This is a genomic window from Alcanivorax sp. IL2 (assembly GCF_047495475.1).
Taxonomy (GTDB): domain Bacteria; phylum Pseudomonadota; class Gammaproteobacteria; order Pseudomonadales; family Alcanivoracaceae; genus Alcanivorax.
This window is the reverse complement of the sequence record NZ_CP179932.1, coordinates 182,214-198,699: the sequence shown is the minus strand read 5'-3', so window position 1 is coordinate 198,699 and position 16,486 is coordinate 182,214. Positions and strand designations below refer to the sequence as shown.

Annotated in this window: 15 protein-coding genes; 7 read left to right on the top strand and 8 right to left on the bottom strand. The window is 57.4% G+C overall.

The genetic code is table 11. The annotated features are described in order from the left end of the window. Positions 1-3: 3 nt before the first annotated feature. The gene (locus ACMG4N_RS00875; RefSeq protein WP_297766145.1) at positions 4-765 is read left to right on the top strand and encodes an ABC transporter permease; all 762 of its coding nucleotides are present in this window, start codon (positions 4-6) and stop codon (positions 763-765) included. A gap of 193 nt (positions 766-958) precedes the next feature. Here ACMG4N_RS00875 and ACMG4N_RS00870 read toward each other — a convergent pair whose 3' ends face one another. Further along, the gene (locus ACMG4N_RS00870; RefSeq protein ID WP_297765972.1) at positions 959-2,188 is read right to left on the bottom strand and encodes a saccharopine dehydrogenase family protein; all 1,230 of its coding nucleotides are present in this window, start codon (positions 2,186-2,188) and stop codon (positions 959-961) included. A gap of 315 nt (positions 2,189-2,503) precedes the next feature. Further along, the gene (locus ACMG4N_RS00865) at positions 2,504-3,685 is read right to left on the bottom strand and encodes an alkane 1-monooxygenase (protein ID WP_297765974.1); all 1,182 of its coding nucleotides are present in this window, start codon (positions 3,683-3,685) and stop codon (positions 2,504-2,506) included. A 165-nt stretch (positions 3,686-3,850) separates the two neighbouring features. Here ACMG4N_RS00865 and ACMG4N_RS00860 point away from each other — a divergent pair, with 165 nt between their 5' ends. Further along, on the top strand, positions 3,851-4,879 hold the full coding sequence (locus ACMG4N_RS00860; protein WP_297765977.1) for an AraC family transcriptional regulator: 1,029 nt from the start codon (positions 3,851-3,853) through the stop codon (positions 4,877-4,879). Positions 4,880-4,929: 50 nt separating this feature from the next. Here ACMG4N_RS00860 and ACMG4N_RS00855 read toward each other — a convergent pair whose 3' ends face one another. Further along, entirely contained in the window at positions 4,930-6,351 is a 1,422-nt protein-coding gene (locus ACMG4N_RS00855; protein ID WP_366516908.1) for a fatty acid desaturase, read from the bottom strand. A gap of 325 nt (positions 6,352-6,676) precedes the next feature. Here ACMG4N_RS00855 and ACMG4N_RS00850 point away from each other — a divergent pair, with 325 nt between their 5' ends. Further along, positions 6,677-8,143, top strand: a complete 1,467-nt coding sequence (locus ACMG4N_RS00850) for a flavin-containing monooxygenase (protein WP_297765980.1) — start codon at positions 6,677-6,679, stop codon at positions 8,141-8,143. A gap of 175 nt (positions 8,144-8,318) precedes the next feature. Here the strand turns inward: ACMG4N_RS00850 and ACMG4N_RS00845 are convergent, their stop codons facing one another. Together ACMG4N_RS00845 and ACMG4N_RS00840 are read right to left on the bottom strand one after the other, a co-directional pair. Then, on the bottom strand, positions 8,319-8,759 hold the full coding sequence (locus tag ACMG4N_RS00845; RefSeq protein WP_297765982.1) for a YchJ family protein: 441 nt from the start codon (positions 8,757-8,759) through the stop codon (positions 8,319-8,321). Next, complete coding sequence (locus ACMG4N_RS00840; RefSeq protein ID WP_297765984.1) at positions 8,756-9,340, bottom strand: TetR/AcrR family transcriptional regulator; 585 nt, start codon at positions 9,338-9,340, stop codon at positions 8,756-8,758. Before ACMG4N_RS00840 ends, ACMG4N_RS00845 begins: the two co-directional genes overlap by 4 nt. A 93-nt stretch (positions 9,341-9,433) precedes the next feature. On the opposite strand from ACMG4N_RS00840, the gene ACMG4N_RS00835 reads away from it, so the two are divergent. Continuing rightward, positions 9,434-9,850: a VOC family protein gene (locus tag ACMG4N_RS00835; RefSeq protein WP_272961611.1), complete on the top strand. Its 417-nt coding sequence runs from the start codon at positions 9,434-9,436 to the stop codon at positions 9,848-9,850. A gap of 99 nt (positions 9,851-9,949) precedes the next feature. On the opposite strand, the gene ACMG4N_RS00830 is transcribed toward ACMG4N_RS00835, so the two are convergent. Beyond that, positions 9,950-10,507, bottom strand: coding sequence for a gamma-glutamylcyclotransferase (locus tag ACMG4N_RS00830; RefSeq protein ID WP_297765993.1), 558 nt, complete (start codon positions 10,505-10,507; stop codon positions 9,950-9,952). A gap of 77 nt (positions 10,508-10,584) precedes the next feature. Here ACMG4N_RS00830 and pdxH point away from each other — a divergent pair, with 77 nt between their 5' ends. Next, entirely contained in the window at positions 10,585-11,214 is a 630-nt protein-coding gene (gene pdxH / locus ACMG4N_RS00825; RefSeq protein WP_035250448.1) for a pyridoxamine 5'-phosphate oxidase, read from the top strand. Between the two features lie 138 nt (positions 11,215-11,352). Continuing rightward, positions 11,353-11,964, top strand: a complete 612-nt coding sequence (locus ACMG4N_RS00820) for a response regulator transcription factor (protein WP_297765998.1) — start codon at positions 11,353-11,355, stop codon at positions 11,962-11,964. Here the strand turns inward: ACMG4N_RS00820 and ACMG4N_RS00815 are convergent. Further along, positions 11,961-13,700 (bottom strand): hybrid sensor histidine kinase/response regulator, encoded by a 1,740-nt coding sequence (locus ACMG4N_RS00815; RefSeq protein WP_297766001.1) that lies wholly within the window; start codon positions 13,698-13,700, stop codon positions 11,961-11,963. The two genes, ACMG4N_RS00820 and ACMG4N_RS00815, sit on opposite strands and share 4 nt — an antisense overlap. A gap of 161 nt (positions 13,701-13,861) precedes the next feature. Here ACMG4N_RS00815 and ACMG4N_RS00810 point away from each other — a divergent pair, with 161 nt between their 5' ends. Next, positions 13,862-15,406 (top strand): hyalin, encoded by a 1,545-nt coding sequence (locus ACMG4N_RS00810; protein ID WP_297766005.1) that lies wholly within the window; start codon positions 13,862-13,864, stop codon positions 15,404-15,406. 87 nt (positions 15,407-15,493) lie between these two features. On the opposite strand, the gene ACMG4N_RS00805 is transcribed toward ACMG4N_RS00810, so the two are convergent. Next, on the bottom strand, positions 15,494-16,429 hold the full coding sequence (locus ACMG4N_RS00805; protein ID WP_297766008.1) for a bile acid:sodium symporter family protein: 936 nt from the start codon (positions 16,427-16,429) through the stop codon (positions 15,494-15,496). Positions 16,430-16,486: the final 57 nt, after the last annotated feature.

The following is a 16,486-nucleotide window of genomic DNA, read 5'->3' as shown; positions in this document are numbered from 1 at the left end:
AAATTGAACATGTACTCCATTCGTGCCATCTACAAATTTGAAATGGCGCGAACCTGGCGCACCTTGATGCAGAGCGTGGCGTCGCCGGTGATTTCCACCTCCCTGTATTTTGTGGTGTTCGGGTCTGCCATCGGTTCGCGCATGGTGGAAATTGGTGGCGTCAGTTACGGGGCCTTTATTATTCCCGGCCTGATCATGCTTACCCTGATGACACAGAGCATTTCCAATGCCTCGTTCGGTATCTATATGCCCACGTTTTCGGGAACCATCTATGAAGTGCTGTCGGCGCCGGTCTCCTATGTGGAGATCGTCATCGGTTATGTGGGAGCTGCTGCGACCAAGTCATCGATACTGGGCGTTTTGATATTGATCACGGCGCGCTTCTTTGTGGACTATGAGGTTCAGCATCCCTTCATGATGTTCGGCTTCCTGCTGCTTACCGCGATTACCTTCAGCCTGTTCGGGTTCATTATCGGCATCTGGGCGGATACCTTCGAGAAATTGCAGATCATTCCCCTGATGATCATTACCCCGCTGACCTTTCTGGGCGGCAGCTTCTATTCCATCGACATGCTGCCACCGTTCTGGCAAACCGTGACCCTGTTCAATCCGGTGGTTTACCTGATCAGTGGCTTCCGCTACAGCTTCTTCGGCACCGCGGACGTCCATATCGCCATCAGCATCGGCATGACCTTGTTTTTCCTGGCCATCTGCATCGCTCTGGTGTGGTGGATCTTTCGGACGGGGTACCGGTTGAAGAGTTAACAGCTAACAGTGAATAGTTGACAGCTCGCGAAAATCTCCTTTTTAGATCCAGACGACAGAGGCCGCGCCCAATTTGTGGTCGCGGCCTCTGTGCTTTCTTATTTATCCTTTTTTCTTGATAGCCACGTAATGCCATCAGTGCTTGGGCGTTACGGGGGTGCCCAGTGGCTCCGAAGCATTTGCCGGGCCGATATCAATCGATCACGGTGAAGGTCATGCCGGCTTTTTCCTGCAGGCGTTTCAGCAGTGAATCGCCGAGCAGTGACGCGGTGGTCCAGAAGCCGCCGGGGGCATCCGCAGGCAGATCCTGCGCCAGACAGGCTGCAGCCTGGCCCAGCAGTTTGGCGGTGGAGCCGTAGCCCGGGTCCGCATCGCCGGTGACTTTCACGCGGATGCTGTCGTTGTTGTCGGTAACGCCGAAAAAGCGGATGTCATAGAAGCCGGCTTTCTGGGCTTCCGGGCTGGGGCCTTCGCCTGGTTGTGGCACCACGAACTTGTTCAGCAACCAGCGGGTCGGTTTGAGGGCGGCGGCGGCGAAGAACAGGCCGGTACCGGTGCCGATACCCAGGGCCTTCATGCGCCCGCCCATGCCAGGGCCGGCCAGCATGGCTTCGTTGTAGGTGAAGTTGTTGCCGTAGGCCTTGCCGTTAAGGGCGTTGGAGCGATGCACGATGCGGCTGTTAATGGCATCCATCACGAACGGTGCTGCCCATGCATCGAAGTCCTCATCCTTGCGCGGCATGCTGATGCTGTCCTGGCGGGCGCTGAAGCCATGGTCCGGCGGACATATCAGATAGGGGTTGGCCAGTTTCTTGCGCAGGGCGGGATCTTTGCCGGCTTCTTCGGCGATGTTCATCATGCTCGCTACGGTGCCGCCGGACACGCCGCCCTTGGCCACTTTTACGCGCATTTTCACGCGGGTGGCGGGGGCCTTGAAGCGGGCCTGGGCCTGCTGCTGGAGGAAGTAGGTGCCCATGTCGGAGGGAATGGAATCGAAGCCGCAGCAATGCACGATGCGCGCGCCACTCTGTTTGGCCTGGTCTTCGTATTTTTCCAGCATGGCGGCAATCCACTGCACTTCTCCGGTCAGGTCGCAGTAATCGGTGCCGCTGGTTACACAGGCACGAATCATGGGTTCACCATAGAGCGCGTAAGGGCCCACGGTGGACACCACCACTCGGGTCTGGGCGCAGAGGGTATCCAGGCTGGCAGCGTCGTTGGCATCGGCGCTGAGCAATGGCAGCGCGCTGCCGGCCTGGCCCAGTTGCGCTTTTACCTGTTCCAGTTTGTCTTTGGAGCGGCCGGCTGCCGCCCATTTCAGGTCGCCATCCACCCCATAAGTGTCAGTGAGGTATTGGCAGAGAATCTGGCCGACAAAACTGGTGGCGCCGAACACCACCACGTCAAACTGTGCATCACTCATGGGAGCTCCTTGGAAATGAACGCAAAGCGAAATCGGAACGATTGTCCAATGATGGACCTATCCTAAGGGATTGAGAGGGGTAAGCGTAACCGGCAAAAGGCTCATCGCGGATTCGCGAGGCCTTGCTTCTGAATGCCTGACCGCGGCCAATGATTGCGTTGGGTGCACTGAGCTAGGGCGAACTGCACCATCAAACGCTGGATTGGTGCAGTTCGCCTTAGGCTCAGTGCACCCTACACTTTGTAATTGAGAGGGGGTTTGCGAATAAAAAAGCCCCACCAAGGAGGATGGGGCAAATGCCATACCTGGTGCTGACTAAGAGGCTTGTTTGATCTGGTATTTACGAATCAGTGCATCGCGCCGTGCCGGATCAAAATTGATGTTGGCGGCGTCATAACCGGCGTGTTCCAGCATCCGTCGGTCCATAACCTTGAACCACAGAGGCGGTACATAGCTGATCAGGAACATGCCGAAATAGCCGTTGGGCAGCGTCGGCAGGCCGTCGAAATGGCGCAGGCTCTGGTAGCGGCGTGCGGGATGAGCGTGATGATCAGAGTGACGCTGCAGGTGGAAGGACGCCCAGTTGGAGAACATGTGATTACTGTTCCAGCTGTGGTGCGGCTGGGTACGCTCGTAGCGACCATTGGCATCCTTGTGGCGGAGCAGACCGTAGTGTTCCACGTAGTTGGCGGACGTCAGCTGCAGATAGGACCACAGGGTAACGGCGGCAATGAAGGGCAGCATTTTCCAGCCAAACAGGGCGATGATGCTGCCCCAGATAATCACACTGAGCAGCCCCGGTTGCAGGATCTCATTGTGCAGGGACCAGACTGCTTTGCCTTCTTTCTGCAGTCGCGCTTTTTCCAGCTGCCAGGCTCGTTTCATGGTGCCGGGAATTTCCCGCAGGGCGAACTTCCAGATGGTTTCACCCAGCCGGGAGGAGGCCGGATCTTCCGGTGTGGCCACATCACGATGGTGGCCCTTGTTGTGCTCGATAGGGAAGTGGCCGTAACCCAGCGGTGCCAGTACCAGTTTGGCCAGCCAGCGCTCGGTGCGCGTTTTCTTGTGGCCCAGTTCATGGCCCAGGTTGATACCGGCTGCGCCGCAGATGGTGCCGGTGAGCAGTACCATGGCAATGATGCCGTGCAGTGGCAGTGAGTAGGTGCCAACAAACCACATGCCGAACAGATAGGCGCTCAGCAGAATCGGCACCAGGGCATAGGTCATGCGCCGATAGAACATATCTGCTTCGAGCTGTGGCACCACCTCTTCCGGCGGGTTGCTGCGATCCTGGCCAATCAGCATATCAAGCAGCGGGATGGCCAGATAATAAAATGCCAGTGGCAACCACAGCAGCAAGGGCTCGCCGGTTGCCATCACCAATAGCGGGCCGAGGAAAACGGTGCCCGGAACAAAAAGAGACACAATCCAGAGGTGCCGCTTGCGATCGCGGTACTCAACGCCGGAGGGGCCGACAAATACGCCAGCTTGACTCATGGTATGACCTCATTGGTTATTGGTGGTATCTGAGTTCCTTCATAGTGTTCTCGAAAGGCGTGGCCGAGCACCCCTTGAGGTGGCAAAAAATCGTCATAAAGTGACAGATTAAACAGGGCGTTTAGGGGTAGGCTAGGGGCTCACTCACTGACGGGAGAGGATCTGATGGCGCTTGGGGAAATGGACCGGTTGAAACCGGCCATTCATCCGACCTATAGCCGTGTGCTCTGTGCGCACCTGAAACAGGAAGGTTTCAGTGACGGGGATATCTTTTCCGGTACCCGGCTGGCCTGGCAGGAATTGTTGAGCGAGCACCGCTACCTCAGCCTGGAGCAGCTGTCACGGTTGATCCGTCGGGCCTTGCGGTTGACCCGGGAACCCTGGATCGGAGTGAAGATTGGCGGTAATACGCCGGTATCATCCCACGGCGCTCTGGGTTATGCGGTGGTGTCGGCTCCGGATATACGCACCCTGTTGTCAGTGGTGGCCCGCTATGTGGGAGTGCGCCTGCAGCTGATCCAGCTAACGTTTGAAGAGCAGGATGGCTGGGGCCGTCTACAGTTGAAGGAGCAAACGGATCTGGGGGATTGCCGGGAATTTTTGCTCGGCGCTCTACTGGGCAGTTACTTCCAGATGACGGATGCGGTGTCCGCCGGGCGCTCCCGCGACGCGCGGGTTCACCTGCCTTTTGAGCGCCCCTCCTGGGCGGAGCACTATGAGCGTTTGCTCGGTTGTCCAGTGGCGTTTGATGCGGAGTGCTTTCTGATTGAGGTGCCACCAGAGCAACTGGCATCCCCTTGCCTGACCGCAGACCCGGCCATGCACCGCAATGCCATCCGTGATTGTGAGCACCAGCTCAAACAGCTGGAAAAGGGCGGGCCGTTCAGTCAGCAGGTCAGCCTGGTGCTACTGGATTGTCAGGGAGAGTTCCCTTCTCTGGAAGTCATGGCGGAAAAGTTTGCCATGTCGCCACGCACGCTGATCCGCAAGTTGAAAGCGGAAGACACCCGTTATCAGCAATTGCTGGATGATGTGCGTAGCGAGTTGGCAGCCTGGTGGCTGACAGAAACCCAGTTGCCCATAGAACGTATCGCCGAGAAGCTTGGCTACCAGGATACATCCAACTTCAGCCGAACCTTTCGACGCTGGTTTGGAATGCCCCCTCTCGCCATGCGCAAGGAGGGGGCGCTGTAAAAGACCCCGGCGTACACGGGGGGGGATATAGGTTCGCCGGGGTTGTCCTCTCAGTGTTTCCTGAGGACAAAATCCACTTTTTCGCGCACCGCGCAATCCGGGCACGGCCAGTCGTTGGGAATCTGCAGCCAGCGGGTGCCCGGCGGGAACCCTTCTTTTTCTTCGCCGCGACTCTCGTCATACACATAGCCGCAATTGGGGCACTGGAACTGGTGCGGAGTATCGATTTCCTGTTCCGCCTGGCGGGCTTCGGCCACGGCGCCTTCGGCCACATCCGGTTCCGAGTCGGCGCTGTGATAGGTAACCGCCGGCTGTTGCCATTTTTTTAGCAGCTTTTCCCGCTTGTCCGGCTGCAGGTTGGCCAGGGTCAGGTCACCCTTGTAGTGCTGGTACACCAGCGGGTCCATCTTCTGGAACCAGACGAAGGGAAAGTAGGCCGGCATCAGCATGGAGGCGTAACCGGAGGGCAGCTGTGGGCTGTCATCGAAATGGCGCAGGGCCTGGAAACGCCGGGTAGGGTTGGCGTGGTGATCAGAGTGACGCTGCAGCTGATAGAGGAACAGGTTGGTGACGATGTGGTTGCTGTTCCAGGAGTGTTTCGGTTCGCAGCGTTCATAACGGCCGTCGGCTTTCTTCTGGCGCAGCAGACCGTAGTGTTCCATGTAGTTGATCACTTCCAGCAGAGATGCCCCGTAGAACGCCTGCAGCAGCAGGAAAGGCAGCACGATCCAGCCCAGCCACAGGGTCAGCAGCCCGAACAGCACCACTGTCATCAACCAGGCCTGCAGGTTTTCGTTTTTCAGGGACCATAGCGGGTCTTCACAACGCTCCAGCCGTTGGGCTTCGATGCTCCATGCCGATTTGACGCTGCCGATCATGGTGCGCGGCAGGAACCGCCAGAAGGATTCGCCCATGCGGGCACTGGCCGGGTCTTCCGGGGTGGCCACGTTTTTGTGGTGGCCCTTGTTGTGTTCCACAAAGAAATGGCCGTAAGCCACCGGCGCCAGGGTGATCTTGGCCAGCCAGCGCTCCGTTTTGCCCTTCTTGTGGCCGAGTTCATGGGCGGTGTTGATAGCAATGCCGTTAACTGCGCCGACACTGAAGACAAGACCCACCAATCCCCATAACGGCGTTTGCCCCTGGGCGACCAGCCAGGCCCCCATGATGGTGGCAAGATATTGCGTGGGAATATAGGCATAGACGATCAAGCGATAATACTTGTCGTCTTCCAGTTGCGGGACGGCGGATTCAGGCGGGTTGTTGGTGTCGGTGCCGATGACCCAATCGGCGAGGGGAATGAGACCGTACACCAGCAAGGGGCCACCCCAGAGCAGGCCGGGCCAGTCCCAAATAAACATGTAGATGAGTAGAAACGACACAGCCAGCACTGGAATGGCGGGGCTGAGTAACCAGAGGTAACGTTTACCATCATGCCAGTCTGTAAACGCGGTGGTTTGTTCTGCTGATTTCATGTCTCCACCCTGCATGCAAAGTTATCACTTTGAACCTGAATCGCTGATTTCAGCGTGGCGGCAAAGGCTCACGTCATGCGCCGCGATGAAATCGCGGTTTCAGTTTCAAGCTATACCCAATGTTGCGAGTGGCCAAGCGATGGTTTGTATTAACTTGGCAACCTTGCGGATCTTTTCGCGGAAAGAATTTGCAGTGCGGTGGTGTGAATAAAAAGGATTGTTAACAGCGATAAATTACGTTGGGATAGGGAGGAAGCGTAAGCGTTACTGTTGCCCCTGCAGAAGCCGCAGGGCCGGGTTTTGCGAATTTTTCGGGAGACAGCGGATGAATAAAAAAAGCAGCCAGCAGGAATTTGATGTGCTGATCATTGGTGCCGGGCTTTCCGGAATCGGAGCCGCCTGTCACCTGCAGAAAGAATGCGCCGGCAAGACGTTTGCCATTCTGGAGCGGCGTCAGGCCATGGGTGGCACCTGGGACCTGTTTCGTTATCCCGGCATACGCTCCGACTCGGACATGTTCAGCTTCGGCTACGGTTTTCGCCCCTGGAATGAACTGCAGGTGCTGGCGGATGGGCCATCTATTCGCAACTATATTCACGAGACCGCCGATGAATATCGCGTCAGCCAACATATTCATTATGGTCTCAAAGTCACCGGGGCGGCATGGTCCTCTACAGAGAAACACTGGACCGTGACGGCGGAGCGCGAAGACAGCGGAGAAACGGAAACCTTTGTGTCCCGCTTTCTGATCGGCTGCACCGGTTACTATAATTATGATCAGGGTTATCTGCCTGATTTTCCCGGCATGGAGCGGTTTCAGGGAACCTGCGTGCATCCACAGCAATGGCCGCAAGACCTGGATTACCGAGACAAGAAAGTGGTGGTGATTGGCAGCGGTGCCACTGCAGTGACACTGGTGCCGGCCATGGCGGAGGACACATCCCACATCACCATGCTGCAGCGATCACCGTCCTATATCTTTTCTGTTCCCGCCTACGACAAATTTTCTGAATTGCTGGATCGTGTGCTGCCGTCCGGCTGGGTCTACCGCATGGCCCGCTGGCGCAATATCAAGTTGCAGCGGCTGATCTATGTGATCGCGAAAAAGTACCCCGACTTTACCCGCAAGATGCTGTTATCCAACGTGAAACGTCATGTGGGGAAGGATTTCGACATGACGCATTTCCAGCCCGTTTATCAGCCCTGGGATGAACGACTCTGCGCAGTGCCGGATGCGGATCTGTTCAAGGACTTGCGCGAAGGCAAAGCCGATATTGTGACCGACCATATCGATACCTTTACGGAAAAGGGGATTCGTCTCAAATCCGGCCGGGAGCTGGATGCGGATATCATCATTGCCGCCACTGGTCTGAACCTGCAGGTGCTGGGGGGAATGAGCCTGTCCCTGGATGGCGAGCCTCTGGATGTGAGTGAGCGGATGACGTACAAGGGCGTACTGATGGAAGGTGTGCCGAACATGGCCTGGATATTCGGGTATACCAATGCATCCTGGACCCTGAAAGCGGACATCGCCTCGGCCTATATTTGCCGCTTGCTCAATTACATGGACGCGGAAGGGCTGACGGTCGTCACCCCGGAAGGGGACAGCGATCTGACCCTGGCAGACAGATCCATCATGGATGCCCTGGCCTCCGGGTACGTGAAACGTTCAAGCCATAAACTGCCGCGCCAGGGGCGACATCACCCGTGGAAGGTGGTGAACCATTACGGCAAGGACAAGCACATCCTGCTGGAAGAGCCGGTGGAAGATGGGCTGCTGTCGTTTCAGTAACTGGGGAGGTAAGTTAAAAGTTGAAAGTTCAAAGTTAAAAAGCGCGAATTGGTCGGGGCTAGCCGGAAAGGCCTTGCCCGAGCTTTGAGGATGAATCGCGGGCACGCCCTGCCCGTTTCCCGACCATTCAGTCCGCGCTTTTTAACTTTACACTTTGAACTTTCAACTACTTCCTTCACCCACAACACTTTTTGAATTTCTTGCCGCTTCCACAGGGGCAGGGATCGTTTCTGCCCAGCTTTATCGTGCTCACCGAGGGTGTGCCGTCCAGGTAATACCAGTGGCCGTTTTCGCGCACGAAGCGCGAGCGCTCTTCGAGTACGCTCAAGCCCTGGCGGTCCTTGCTGGTGGCGCGAAAGTGTACCCAGCCAGTATCTCCCTCTTCGCCACTGGCAATGATCTCCAGAGCCAGCCACTGCTGGTGGTTATCCAGGTCCAGCCCGACAGGGCGCTGGCTCAGGTGCCAACTCCGGGCGATGTAGTCGGTATTTTTCAACGCAAAGGCGCAAAACCGCGAGCGCATCAGCGCTTCCGGCGAGCCCGCCGGTTTGCCCTGGTGCAGGGGCTGGCAACAGTGTGCGTAGTCCAGTCCGGACTGGCAGGGGCAGGCGCTCATGGGGTCTCTCCACTAAAGCAATCGAACAGCGCCAGCAGATCCCGGCGCAAGCGGGGCAGATTCTCGGCCCAGGGGTCATTCAGTACCAGTGCATTCATGGCGCCGTTGAGCAACACGGCCAGTCCTTCGGCGCTGCCGGAAAAGTGCAGGGCGCCTTCTTCCATGGCTTCACGGATGCCCTCACGCAACAGCGGGAAGCTGTAACGCTCGTCCAGGGCCCGCCAACGCTCCTGACCCAGCACCGAGGGCGCCTCGACGACCAGGATGCGTCGCACATCATCCCGGGCCATGAAATCCACCCAGGCCAGGCTGCCGGCCTTCAGGGTGGCCAGGCTGCCGCGCTGCCCGGCCACGGCTTTCTCGATGGCGGCCATGGCTTCCCGGCTGAGCAGATCGCAAACCGCTTCGAACAGCTCCGCCTTGTTGCGAAAGTGGTGATACATGGCGCCCCGGGTCACCCCGGCACCGGACAGAATCGTCTCCGTGCTGGTGTCTGCGTAGCCCTGCTCGGCAAACAGGTGGCGGGCGGCATTGATCAGACAGCCGCGGGTCTGGGCGCGACGTTGGGCATTGGTGGCCATGATGTCCTCTTCTGGTTGACAAACAGACTACCAGTTTGTTTTTATTTACTCAAAACAGACTGATTGTCTGTTTTATTCACAAGGAGGTATCAGATGAAGATCAGCGACCGTTACCCCATCGTGGTCACCGAGCATAAAGTGGCCTGCCGGGATTTCTGGCAACAGCATTTCGGCCTGGATGTGCTGTTCGACAGCGACTGGTTTGTGCTGCTGGGTGACGAGCAGCAGGGCAGCGTGGTGGCGTTCATGAGCCCGGATCATCCCTCAGCCCCACCGGGCCCGGAGACCTTTGGCGGGCAGGGACTGTGCCTGGAGATCGAAGTGGAGGATGCCCGTCAGGCGCTGGCGGATTTCCAGGCCAGTGACGGCCAGGTGGATTACCCGCTCAGCGACGAGCCTTTCGGTCAGCGCCGCTTCGGCCTGCGTGACCCGTCCGGGTTATGGGTGGATGTGGTGGAGCAGATTGAGCCGCAGCATGGCTATTGGGATCGGTATATGCAGGCGGTGTGAATGCCGCTGTTGGAGCTTTGCATGCAAAGCGAATCTCAGACCCCGGACCGGCAGAAGCCTTCGCTTTGCGAGCAAAGCGCCAACGGGAGACGGCAAAGCCTACAGGCTGAGCAGGTGCCGTTCGATGGTAAAGACATGGTCGTCGTCAGCGTCCATGTCCCGCAACGCCTCGGCCAGCTGCAGCAGATAATCCCGGTTGCTGCCGCTGGGGCCCTGGCTGGTGGCGATGTGACGGGCAATCAGCAGTTCGTCGGTCTGGCCGAGAAAAGCGGCATTGTCCTCGGTGGCAATATAGACCAGACCGTCCGCCTGATCCCCGTCGGCAAAAGTCAGTGGAGTGCGAAAGCGCAGGTAACCATTTTTCTCCCGATGGTCGAGATGCTCGAACACATCCGGGGTAATCCGGTACGCCATACCGGTGCAGAGGGCGCCCGGTGTCTGAATCAGGGTGACCACCCGGACGGGGCGGTCCGGGGTGCCACGATGGTCATGGGATCCCTGCCAGAAACGACGTGCCCAGTCGTGGATGGTCGCGGGCCGTCGTTCCAGAAAGGGGAAGTCCGCCTTGTAGATCAGAGAACCATAGCCAAACAGCCACACCGGCTGATGTGGGTCCAGAGAATGGCGACGGCGGTTTTCGGCGGAGGTATCCAGCATGGTTTTCTTGATCCCGGTTCGGTGTCTTCACGGTAGCGGCGCTATACTGCTTGCTCAGTCTAAACGCCGGGGAGACCATGAAAGACGTACGCGAAGAATATCATGCCGAGGGCCTTAGCGAAGGACACCTCCACGACAATCCCGTAGAGCAGGCCCGGCGCTGGGTGGATGAAGCCATTGAAGCCGGGTTCCCGCTGCCCAACGCCATGACCCTGGCCACGGTCAGTGCTGACGGCCAACCCTCTACCCGGGTGGTATTACTGAAAGGGATCGAAGGCGGCGGCTTTACCTTTTTTACCCATTACGACAGCCGCAAGGGTGAAGAGATTGCGGCCAATGCCAAGGTATCGTTCACCATGTTCTGGCAGCCCTTTGACCGGCAGATGATTGTGATCGGTGAAGCCAGCAAGGTGGATGAAGAGGAATCGGAAAGCTACTTTGCGTCGCGACCCTACGCCAGCCAGATCAGCGCGGCCATTTCCCCGCAAAGCCAGCCGACCAGCCGGGAATGGCTGGAAGCGGAAGTGGAAGCCTTGCAACAGCAGCACCCGGAAGCGCCAGTGCCCCGACCTGCCAACTGGGGTGGCTATCGCATCACGCCCACGGAAATCCAGTTCTGGCACGGTCGGCCAAGCCGACTGCATGACCGTTTCCGTTACCGCAAACAGGCGGACGGGAGTTGGGTGAGGGAGCGGCTTGCGCCGTAAAATGCGCTCGAAAGGCCTTGTCGATCTATCGTTGTGCCGTCGCGGCGCGGTTGTGCTCGTTGAATGCAAGGACTTGCCGTGGAAATAATCTTCACTGTCTAATAAGCTTATAACCAGGATCGGGATAAGGCAGTACCGTTGAAGATTTTGATTGTGGACGATCATCAGCTGTTTGCTGATGCGTTAAGCATTACGCTCAAGCATGCCTATGCAGAGGCGAGTATTACCACTTGCGAGCAGCCAAAGTGGTTGCTGGATAATCGCCAATTATTACCAGAGTATAATCTCGTGATTCTTGATCAGGCCATGCCTGATCTGGATGGGCTTACCCTGTGGAGCTTGATTGGCCGCCTGATGGGCGAGGCTAAAGTGCTGGTGTGTTCTGGCTCTGCCACAGAAACCACCGTGCGCCGGGCCGTGCAGTTGAAGGTCAATGGCTTCGTGGACAAAAGTGAATCGGTAGAACAGATCCTGTTTGCCATTCGTGAAGTCATGACTGGCCGTAGCTATTTTTCTGAATCCTTCCGGCTGATGGCTGGCTCTGGCCCGGAAGAAGCGCTCACCCTCACTCGTCAGCAACTTGCCATTCTGGCCATGCTTCAGGAAGGCCATGGCAACAAGGAAATCGCCCGCCAGCTGTTTGTCAGCGTGAACACCATCAAGACTCACCTGCGCCTGCTTTACGAAAAAATGGATGTGGCCAACCGCACTGCCTGTATCGAAAAAGCCCGCCAGATGGGGCTGCTTTAGGCTGCGCTGCTGGGCGCCAGCATCTCTTCCAGTTTTGCGGTCAGCGCATCTGCTGCCACCGGCTTGAAAAGCACATCGATGTCATCCGGCAGAGTCTGGATAAAATCCGGATTGGTGTTGCCGGTAATGATGAGTGTTGGCACGGGCTGACGAAATAAGGCGGTGACAGCTTCGATCACCGAGCCAGCATTGGTATGCGGCCCAATCTGATCATCGGTGATCACCACTGATGGCGGTGAGCCGCGCTCTTTCAATGCCTGCATGGCCGGTTCCAGTGAATGGTGAGCAGATACCGTTGCGCCCAAACTGCCCAGCAGGCCGCTCAGGGCTTCCGTGACGCGTTTGTCATCATCTATCAACAGCACTGTCAGTGTTTCAAACAGCGGCAGCGCATTGACCACGTTGTCAGCGGGCGGCGGCAGGCAGGTGGCCGCCGCCGGTAACGTCAAGGTGAAGGTGGTGCCTTCCCCCTTCCGAGACCGCATTTGCACCGGGATCTCGCACAGGGCACCCAGCCGGCTGACAATGGCCAAGCCCAACCCCAGTCCGTTCTGGATCGAACGTTGGTCATTGTCTATCTGCATGAATTCCTCAAACACGTCAGACTGGTAAATGTCGTCAATGCCGATGCCGGTATCCTCGATGTCCAGCAACAATTGTTTGTCTTGCTGCCGGGCGACGATACGAATGTGCCCCTGTTCGGTGTACTTGAGGGCATTACTGATCAGGTTGCGAACAATACGGGCGAACATGATGCCATCGGTGAAAATGTGCTGGCCGGCCAGGTTTTCGGTGACCACCGTCAGTTGCTTGGCGCTTGCCTGGGGGCGTACCTCATCAAGGATCGGCTGCAGGGTATCGAGCAGATTGATAATACGCTTACGCGGTTTCAGTCGCTGTGACTGCAAGCGTGACAGCATGAGCAAGTGCCCCAGCAGTTCATTGCAGGAGGCAATGGCGGTATCCAGTTTGGCGACGATCTCGGGTTGTGGGGCGGCATTGTTCTTCAGCATGGCGGCATACAAGGTGGCCGCCTGCAGCGGTTGCCTCAGATCGTGGCTAGCCGCAGCGAGAAAGCGGGTCTTGCTTTCGCTGGCCTTGCTGGCCCGTTCACTGGCCTGCTCGGCTTCAATGCGCAGGGCAATGGTGCTGATTTGTGAGCGGTGGATGTAAAGGCTGAACAGCGCCATGAAAATAAGATTGATTAGCGGGATCATTTTGATGATCCCGGGTGCTTCCGGTACGTAAACCAGAATAAAGGCCAGCCAGGCCAGATAGACCGGAGTAATGAAGCCGATAAAAATATCTGGATAGACCCCCATGGACACGGACGGAATCGAGGTGGCCACCGACAGGATAACCAGACAGGTCAGCAGGGTTACCGGCGTGGCCCCTTGCAGAAAGAGATAAGGGAAACTTGACCAGAGCATCGCCCAGATCACGGCCAGGTAGAGGTTTAGTCGATGCCATTTTCGGGTTTTAGGCGCTTCGTGTTCCCGATGGGCGCTGTAAAACCGGATCAGGAAAAGCGATTGTGCTGCGACACAAAGCAGCACGGTATACCAGCCGATAAAGGGCGGTTCGGTACGCATCTCCAGAAAAAATAATGGCAGTGCCGCCGCAATAAAAAACGACAGCACCATGCGTGACCCCACCTCTTCCATGAACAGGTTGTGGCGCTCCTGAAGGATGCGTTCGCGGTTTTCCGTCACCGCACGACGAAGGGTTTCTGGCATGGCTGGCAGGTTTGTAAAATGACGACTACCAGTCTAGCCCGATTATGACGGCGTGTAAGTGTCCCCCGGTGAAATTCACCCATCAGGGTGAAGAAGCGGCGTTCCCCCCGATGCTCTAATGAGCCTCTCTCTGGGATGAGTCACTAATCGGGGTAAACGTAATGATCAACAAGCAACTCACTCAACTGGCTGCCGCCATCGGCGTGGCCACCATGATGACCGCCTGTGGTGGCGGTTCTTCCAGCTCTGGCGGCGGTGGCACCACCGTGGCAGAAGGGGGCAATGGCTTTGTGGTATTTCCTGCGGCTGAAAGCGCCGGCGCCATTGCGGTGCTCCGTGCCACGGCAAGGGCGGCGCTTCCCACGGAATACCTTTACAAAACGGACGGTACCCCTGCCGGCACCAGCAAGATTGTTGATGACAATAACAACGGTTTTGAAGTGGGTCGTTTCGGCGGTGGTTACATGGCGGAGCTAGACGGCACGTTCTACTTTGCAGGCAAGGACAGCAACGGCGATGTGGAGCTGTGGGCCACCGACGGCACCGGCGCGGGCACCGAGCGTGTGGCGGACATCTATCCCAATGGCAACGGTCAGCCGCACAATATGGTGCCGGCGGCTGGAAAATTGTTTATGAATGCTGTGGTGGATCAGTTTGGCCGCGAGCTGGTGGTTTTCGACCCCGTTACTAATGACTCAGTAGTGTTGTCGTCAAATATTAACGGCAACCCGACCAGCAATACGGCGCCTGAGTCCCTGACCCCGGTGGATGGCGGCCTGTTCTTCTTTGATCAGCCTGCCGGCGATGTCTACTTCACCGATGGTACCACGGCAGGAACCGCGAAGATCGCCACCAATAACGACACCATCATCGGCGGCTCTCTGACGAAATACCCGCAACTGATTGGCGATGATGATTGGTTGGGTTATAACGGCAAGCTGCTGTTTACCGGGCGTTTTAACGCCACCGATGCAGAAACTCGTCTGTACGAGCTGGATCAAGATGGCAATATCGAGGAAGTAGCCTTTGATGATGGTGGCAGCACGGTACGGCTCGATATTACTGAGAATGTGGTAATCAGCAACGGCAAGGTGTATTTCGTTGCGGATAAGGGAACCAACACCACAGACCTGAATATCTTCGAGTATGACGGCAGCACGGTAACCAACCTGACCGCCAGCGAAGCGAATAAGCCTTATGAAGATCGGCTGGTAGGCACCTCACTGGGTGTGTTTATGTACGTGGAGCAAGCCGGGGTAACCCCGTATCTGCTGCGCATCGATAACACCAGTGGCACTGCAGAAATTGATCCGGCAGTGCGTAGCACGGGAGATTATTCCTTCTCTGATGTTGAAGCCTGGACCATGGTGGAGGCTAACGGTACCGTGTTCTTTGCGGCGGATACCGAGGGCGCCGGTGGCAGTGATTTCGGTACCGAACTGTGGAAGACCGATGGCACCTCGCAGGGGACGGAGCTGGTCAAGGATATCAATGATACTGCGGCGGGTGCAGGTTCGGAGCCTTTCCCGCTGGCGTTTATGTATCAGGTGCCTCCCACCGTGAATGGTGAGCTGGGCAACAAGTACCTGTTCATTGCGAATGATGGCAGTTCAGGCTTGGAGCCTTGGGTGTCCGATGGTTCGGCCACGGGCACGGTTATCCTCAAGGATATCAGCGCTGGAGCGGGTAGCAGCGTGATCGACTGATTCAGGTTGTGAGCAATATCAAAGCGGGCCTCTGGTCCGCTTTTTTTATGGGCAGGGCCTTGCTCCCAAGTGATTTTGCTAATGATGTTATTCGTTGTCGCTACAAATGTTTGAACCAGAAGTATCATGTTGCCAGATTGTGGCCAGGAAGGATCCGGACAAATTGTGCCAGATACTGAATAGCGCACCGGGTAGCGCGGCCATGGCACTGAAGTGCTTCACCGCCAGAGCCACTCCCAGCCCGGAATTCTGCATGCCCACTTCAATGGCGAGGGTGCGGGCGCGCTTTTTATCCAGGCGCAACAGCCGTGCGATGCCGTAGCCGCTGGCCAGGCCGAGACCGTTGTGGGCCACCACCGCAATAAAGATGGCAATGCCTGCCTGGGCAATGCGTCCCTGGTTCAGTGCCACGATAATCCCGATCACCACCACAATGGCCGCCACGGAAACCAGCGGAAAGACATCCCGCAGCGGTGCCAGCTGGCGGGCAAAGCGGGTGTTGAGAAAGCAGCCCACGGTCACCGGCAGCAGCACGATTTGCAGCAATGAAATCAGCATGCCATCGATGGGCACCGGAATGCGCTCGCCTAGATACACCCAGGTCAGTAAAGGCGTGGCAACCACCGCCACGAGGGTAGAGGCAAAGGTAATGGCCACGGACAGGGCCACATCCGCCCGCGCCAGATAGGCGATCACATTGGACGCAGTGCCGCCGGGGCAGGCGCCCACCAGTACCAGCCCCACCAGTAATTCCTGGGGCAGCTGCAGGGCGATGCCGATGGCAAAGGCGAGCAATGGCATCAGGCTGTACTGCAGCAGCAGCCCCAGGGCGATAATTCCCGGCTGGCGCAGCACCCGCTGAAAATCCTCCCAGGTGAGCGACAGGCCCATGCCGAACATGATCAGCATGAGCAATGGCACAATAGCGTCCTTGCCGCCGACCAGCAGGGCAGGTTGCCAGTAGGCCAGCAGGGAAAACAACAGGGCCCATAGCGGGAACAATTGGGTCATCCGGTTGAGCATTGTGGTCGCCTGTCAGTGTGCAAGGCGGCCAGTGTAAGCTGACTAGGGTATCGACGC

Coding starts and splice junctions, on each gene's coding strand:
- ACMG4N_RS00850 (WP_297765980.1), top strand. CDS start 6,677: ATGAATAAAAAAAGCAGCCAGCAGGAATTTGATGTGCTGATCATTGGT.
- ACMG4N_RS00830 (WP_297765993.1), bottom strand. CDS start 10,507: ATGCTGGATACCTCCGCCGAAAACCGCCGTCGCCATTCTCTGGACCCA.
- pdxH (WP_035250448.1), top strand. CDS start 10,585: ATGAAAGACGTACGCGAAGAATATCATGCCGAGGGCCTTAGCGAAGGA.
- ACMG4N_RS00810 (WP_297766005.1), top strand. CDS start 13,862: ATGATCAACAAGCAACTCACTCAACTGGCTGCCGCCATCGGCGTGGCC.
- ACMG4N_RS00835 (WP_272961611.1), top strand. CDS start 9,434: ATGAAGATCAGCGACCGTTACCCCATCGTGGTCACCGAGCATAAAGTG.
- ACMG4N_RS00870 (WP_297765972.1), bottom strand. CDS start 2,188: ATGAGTGATGCACAGTTTGACGTGGTGGTGTTCGGCGCCACCAGTTTT.
- ACMG4N_RS00865 (WP_297765974.1), bottom strand. CDS start 3,685: ATGAGTCAAGCTGGCGTATTTGTCGGCCCCTCCGGCGTTGAGTACCGC.
- ACMG4N_RS00840 (WP_297765984.1), bottom strand. CDS start 9,340: ATGGCCACCAATGCCCAACGTCGCGCCCAGACCCGCGGCTGTCTGATC.
- ACMG4N_RS00860 (WP_297765977.1), top strand. CDS start 3,851: ATGGCGCTTGGGGAAATGGACCGGTTGAAACCGGCCATTCATCCGACC.
- ACMG4N_RS00805 (WP_297766008.1), bottom strand. CDS start 16,429: ATGCTCAACCGGATGACCCAATTGTTCCCGCTATGGGCCCTGTTGTTT.
- ACMG4N_RS00855 (WP_366516908.1), bottom strand. CDS start 6,351: ATGAAATCAGCAGAACAAACCACCGCGTTTACAGACTGGCATGATGGT.
- ACMG4N_RS00815 (WP_297766001.1), bottom strand. CDS start 13,700: ATGCCAGAAACCCTTCGTCGTGCGGTGACGGAAAACCGCGAACGCATC.
- ACMG4N_RS00845 (WP_297765982.1), bottom strand. CDS start 8,759: ATGAGCGCCTGCCCCTGCCAGTCCGGACTGGACTACGCACACTGTTGC.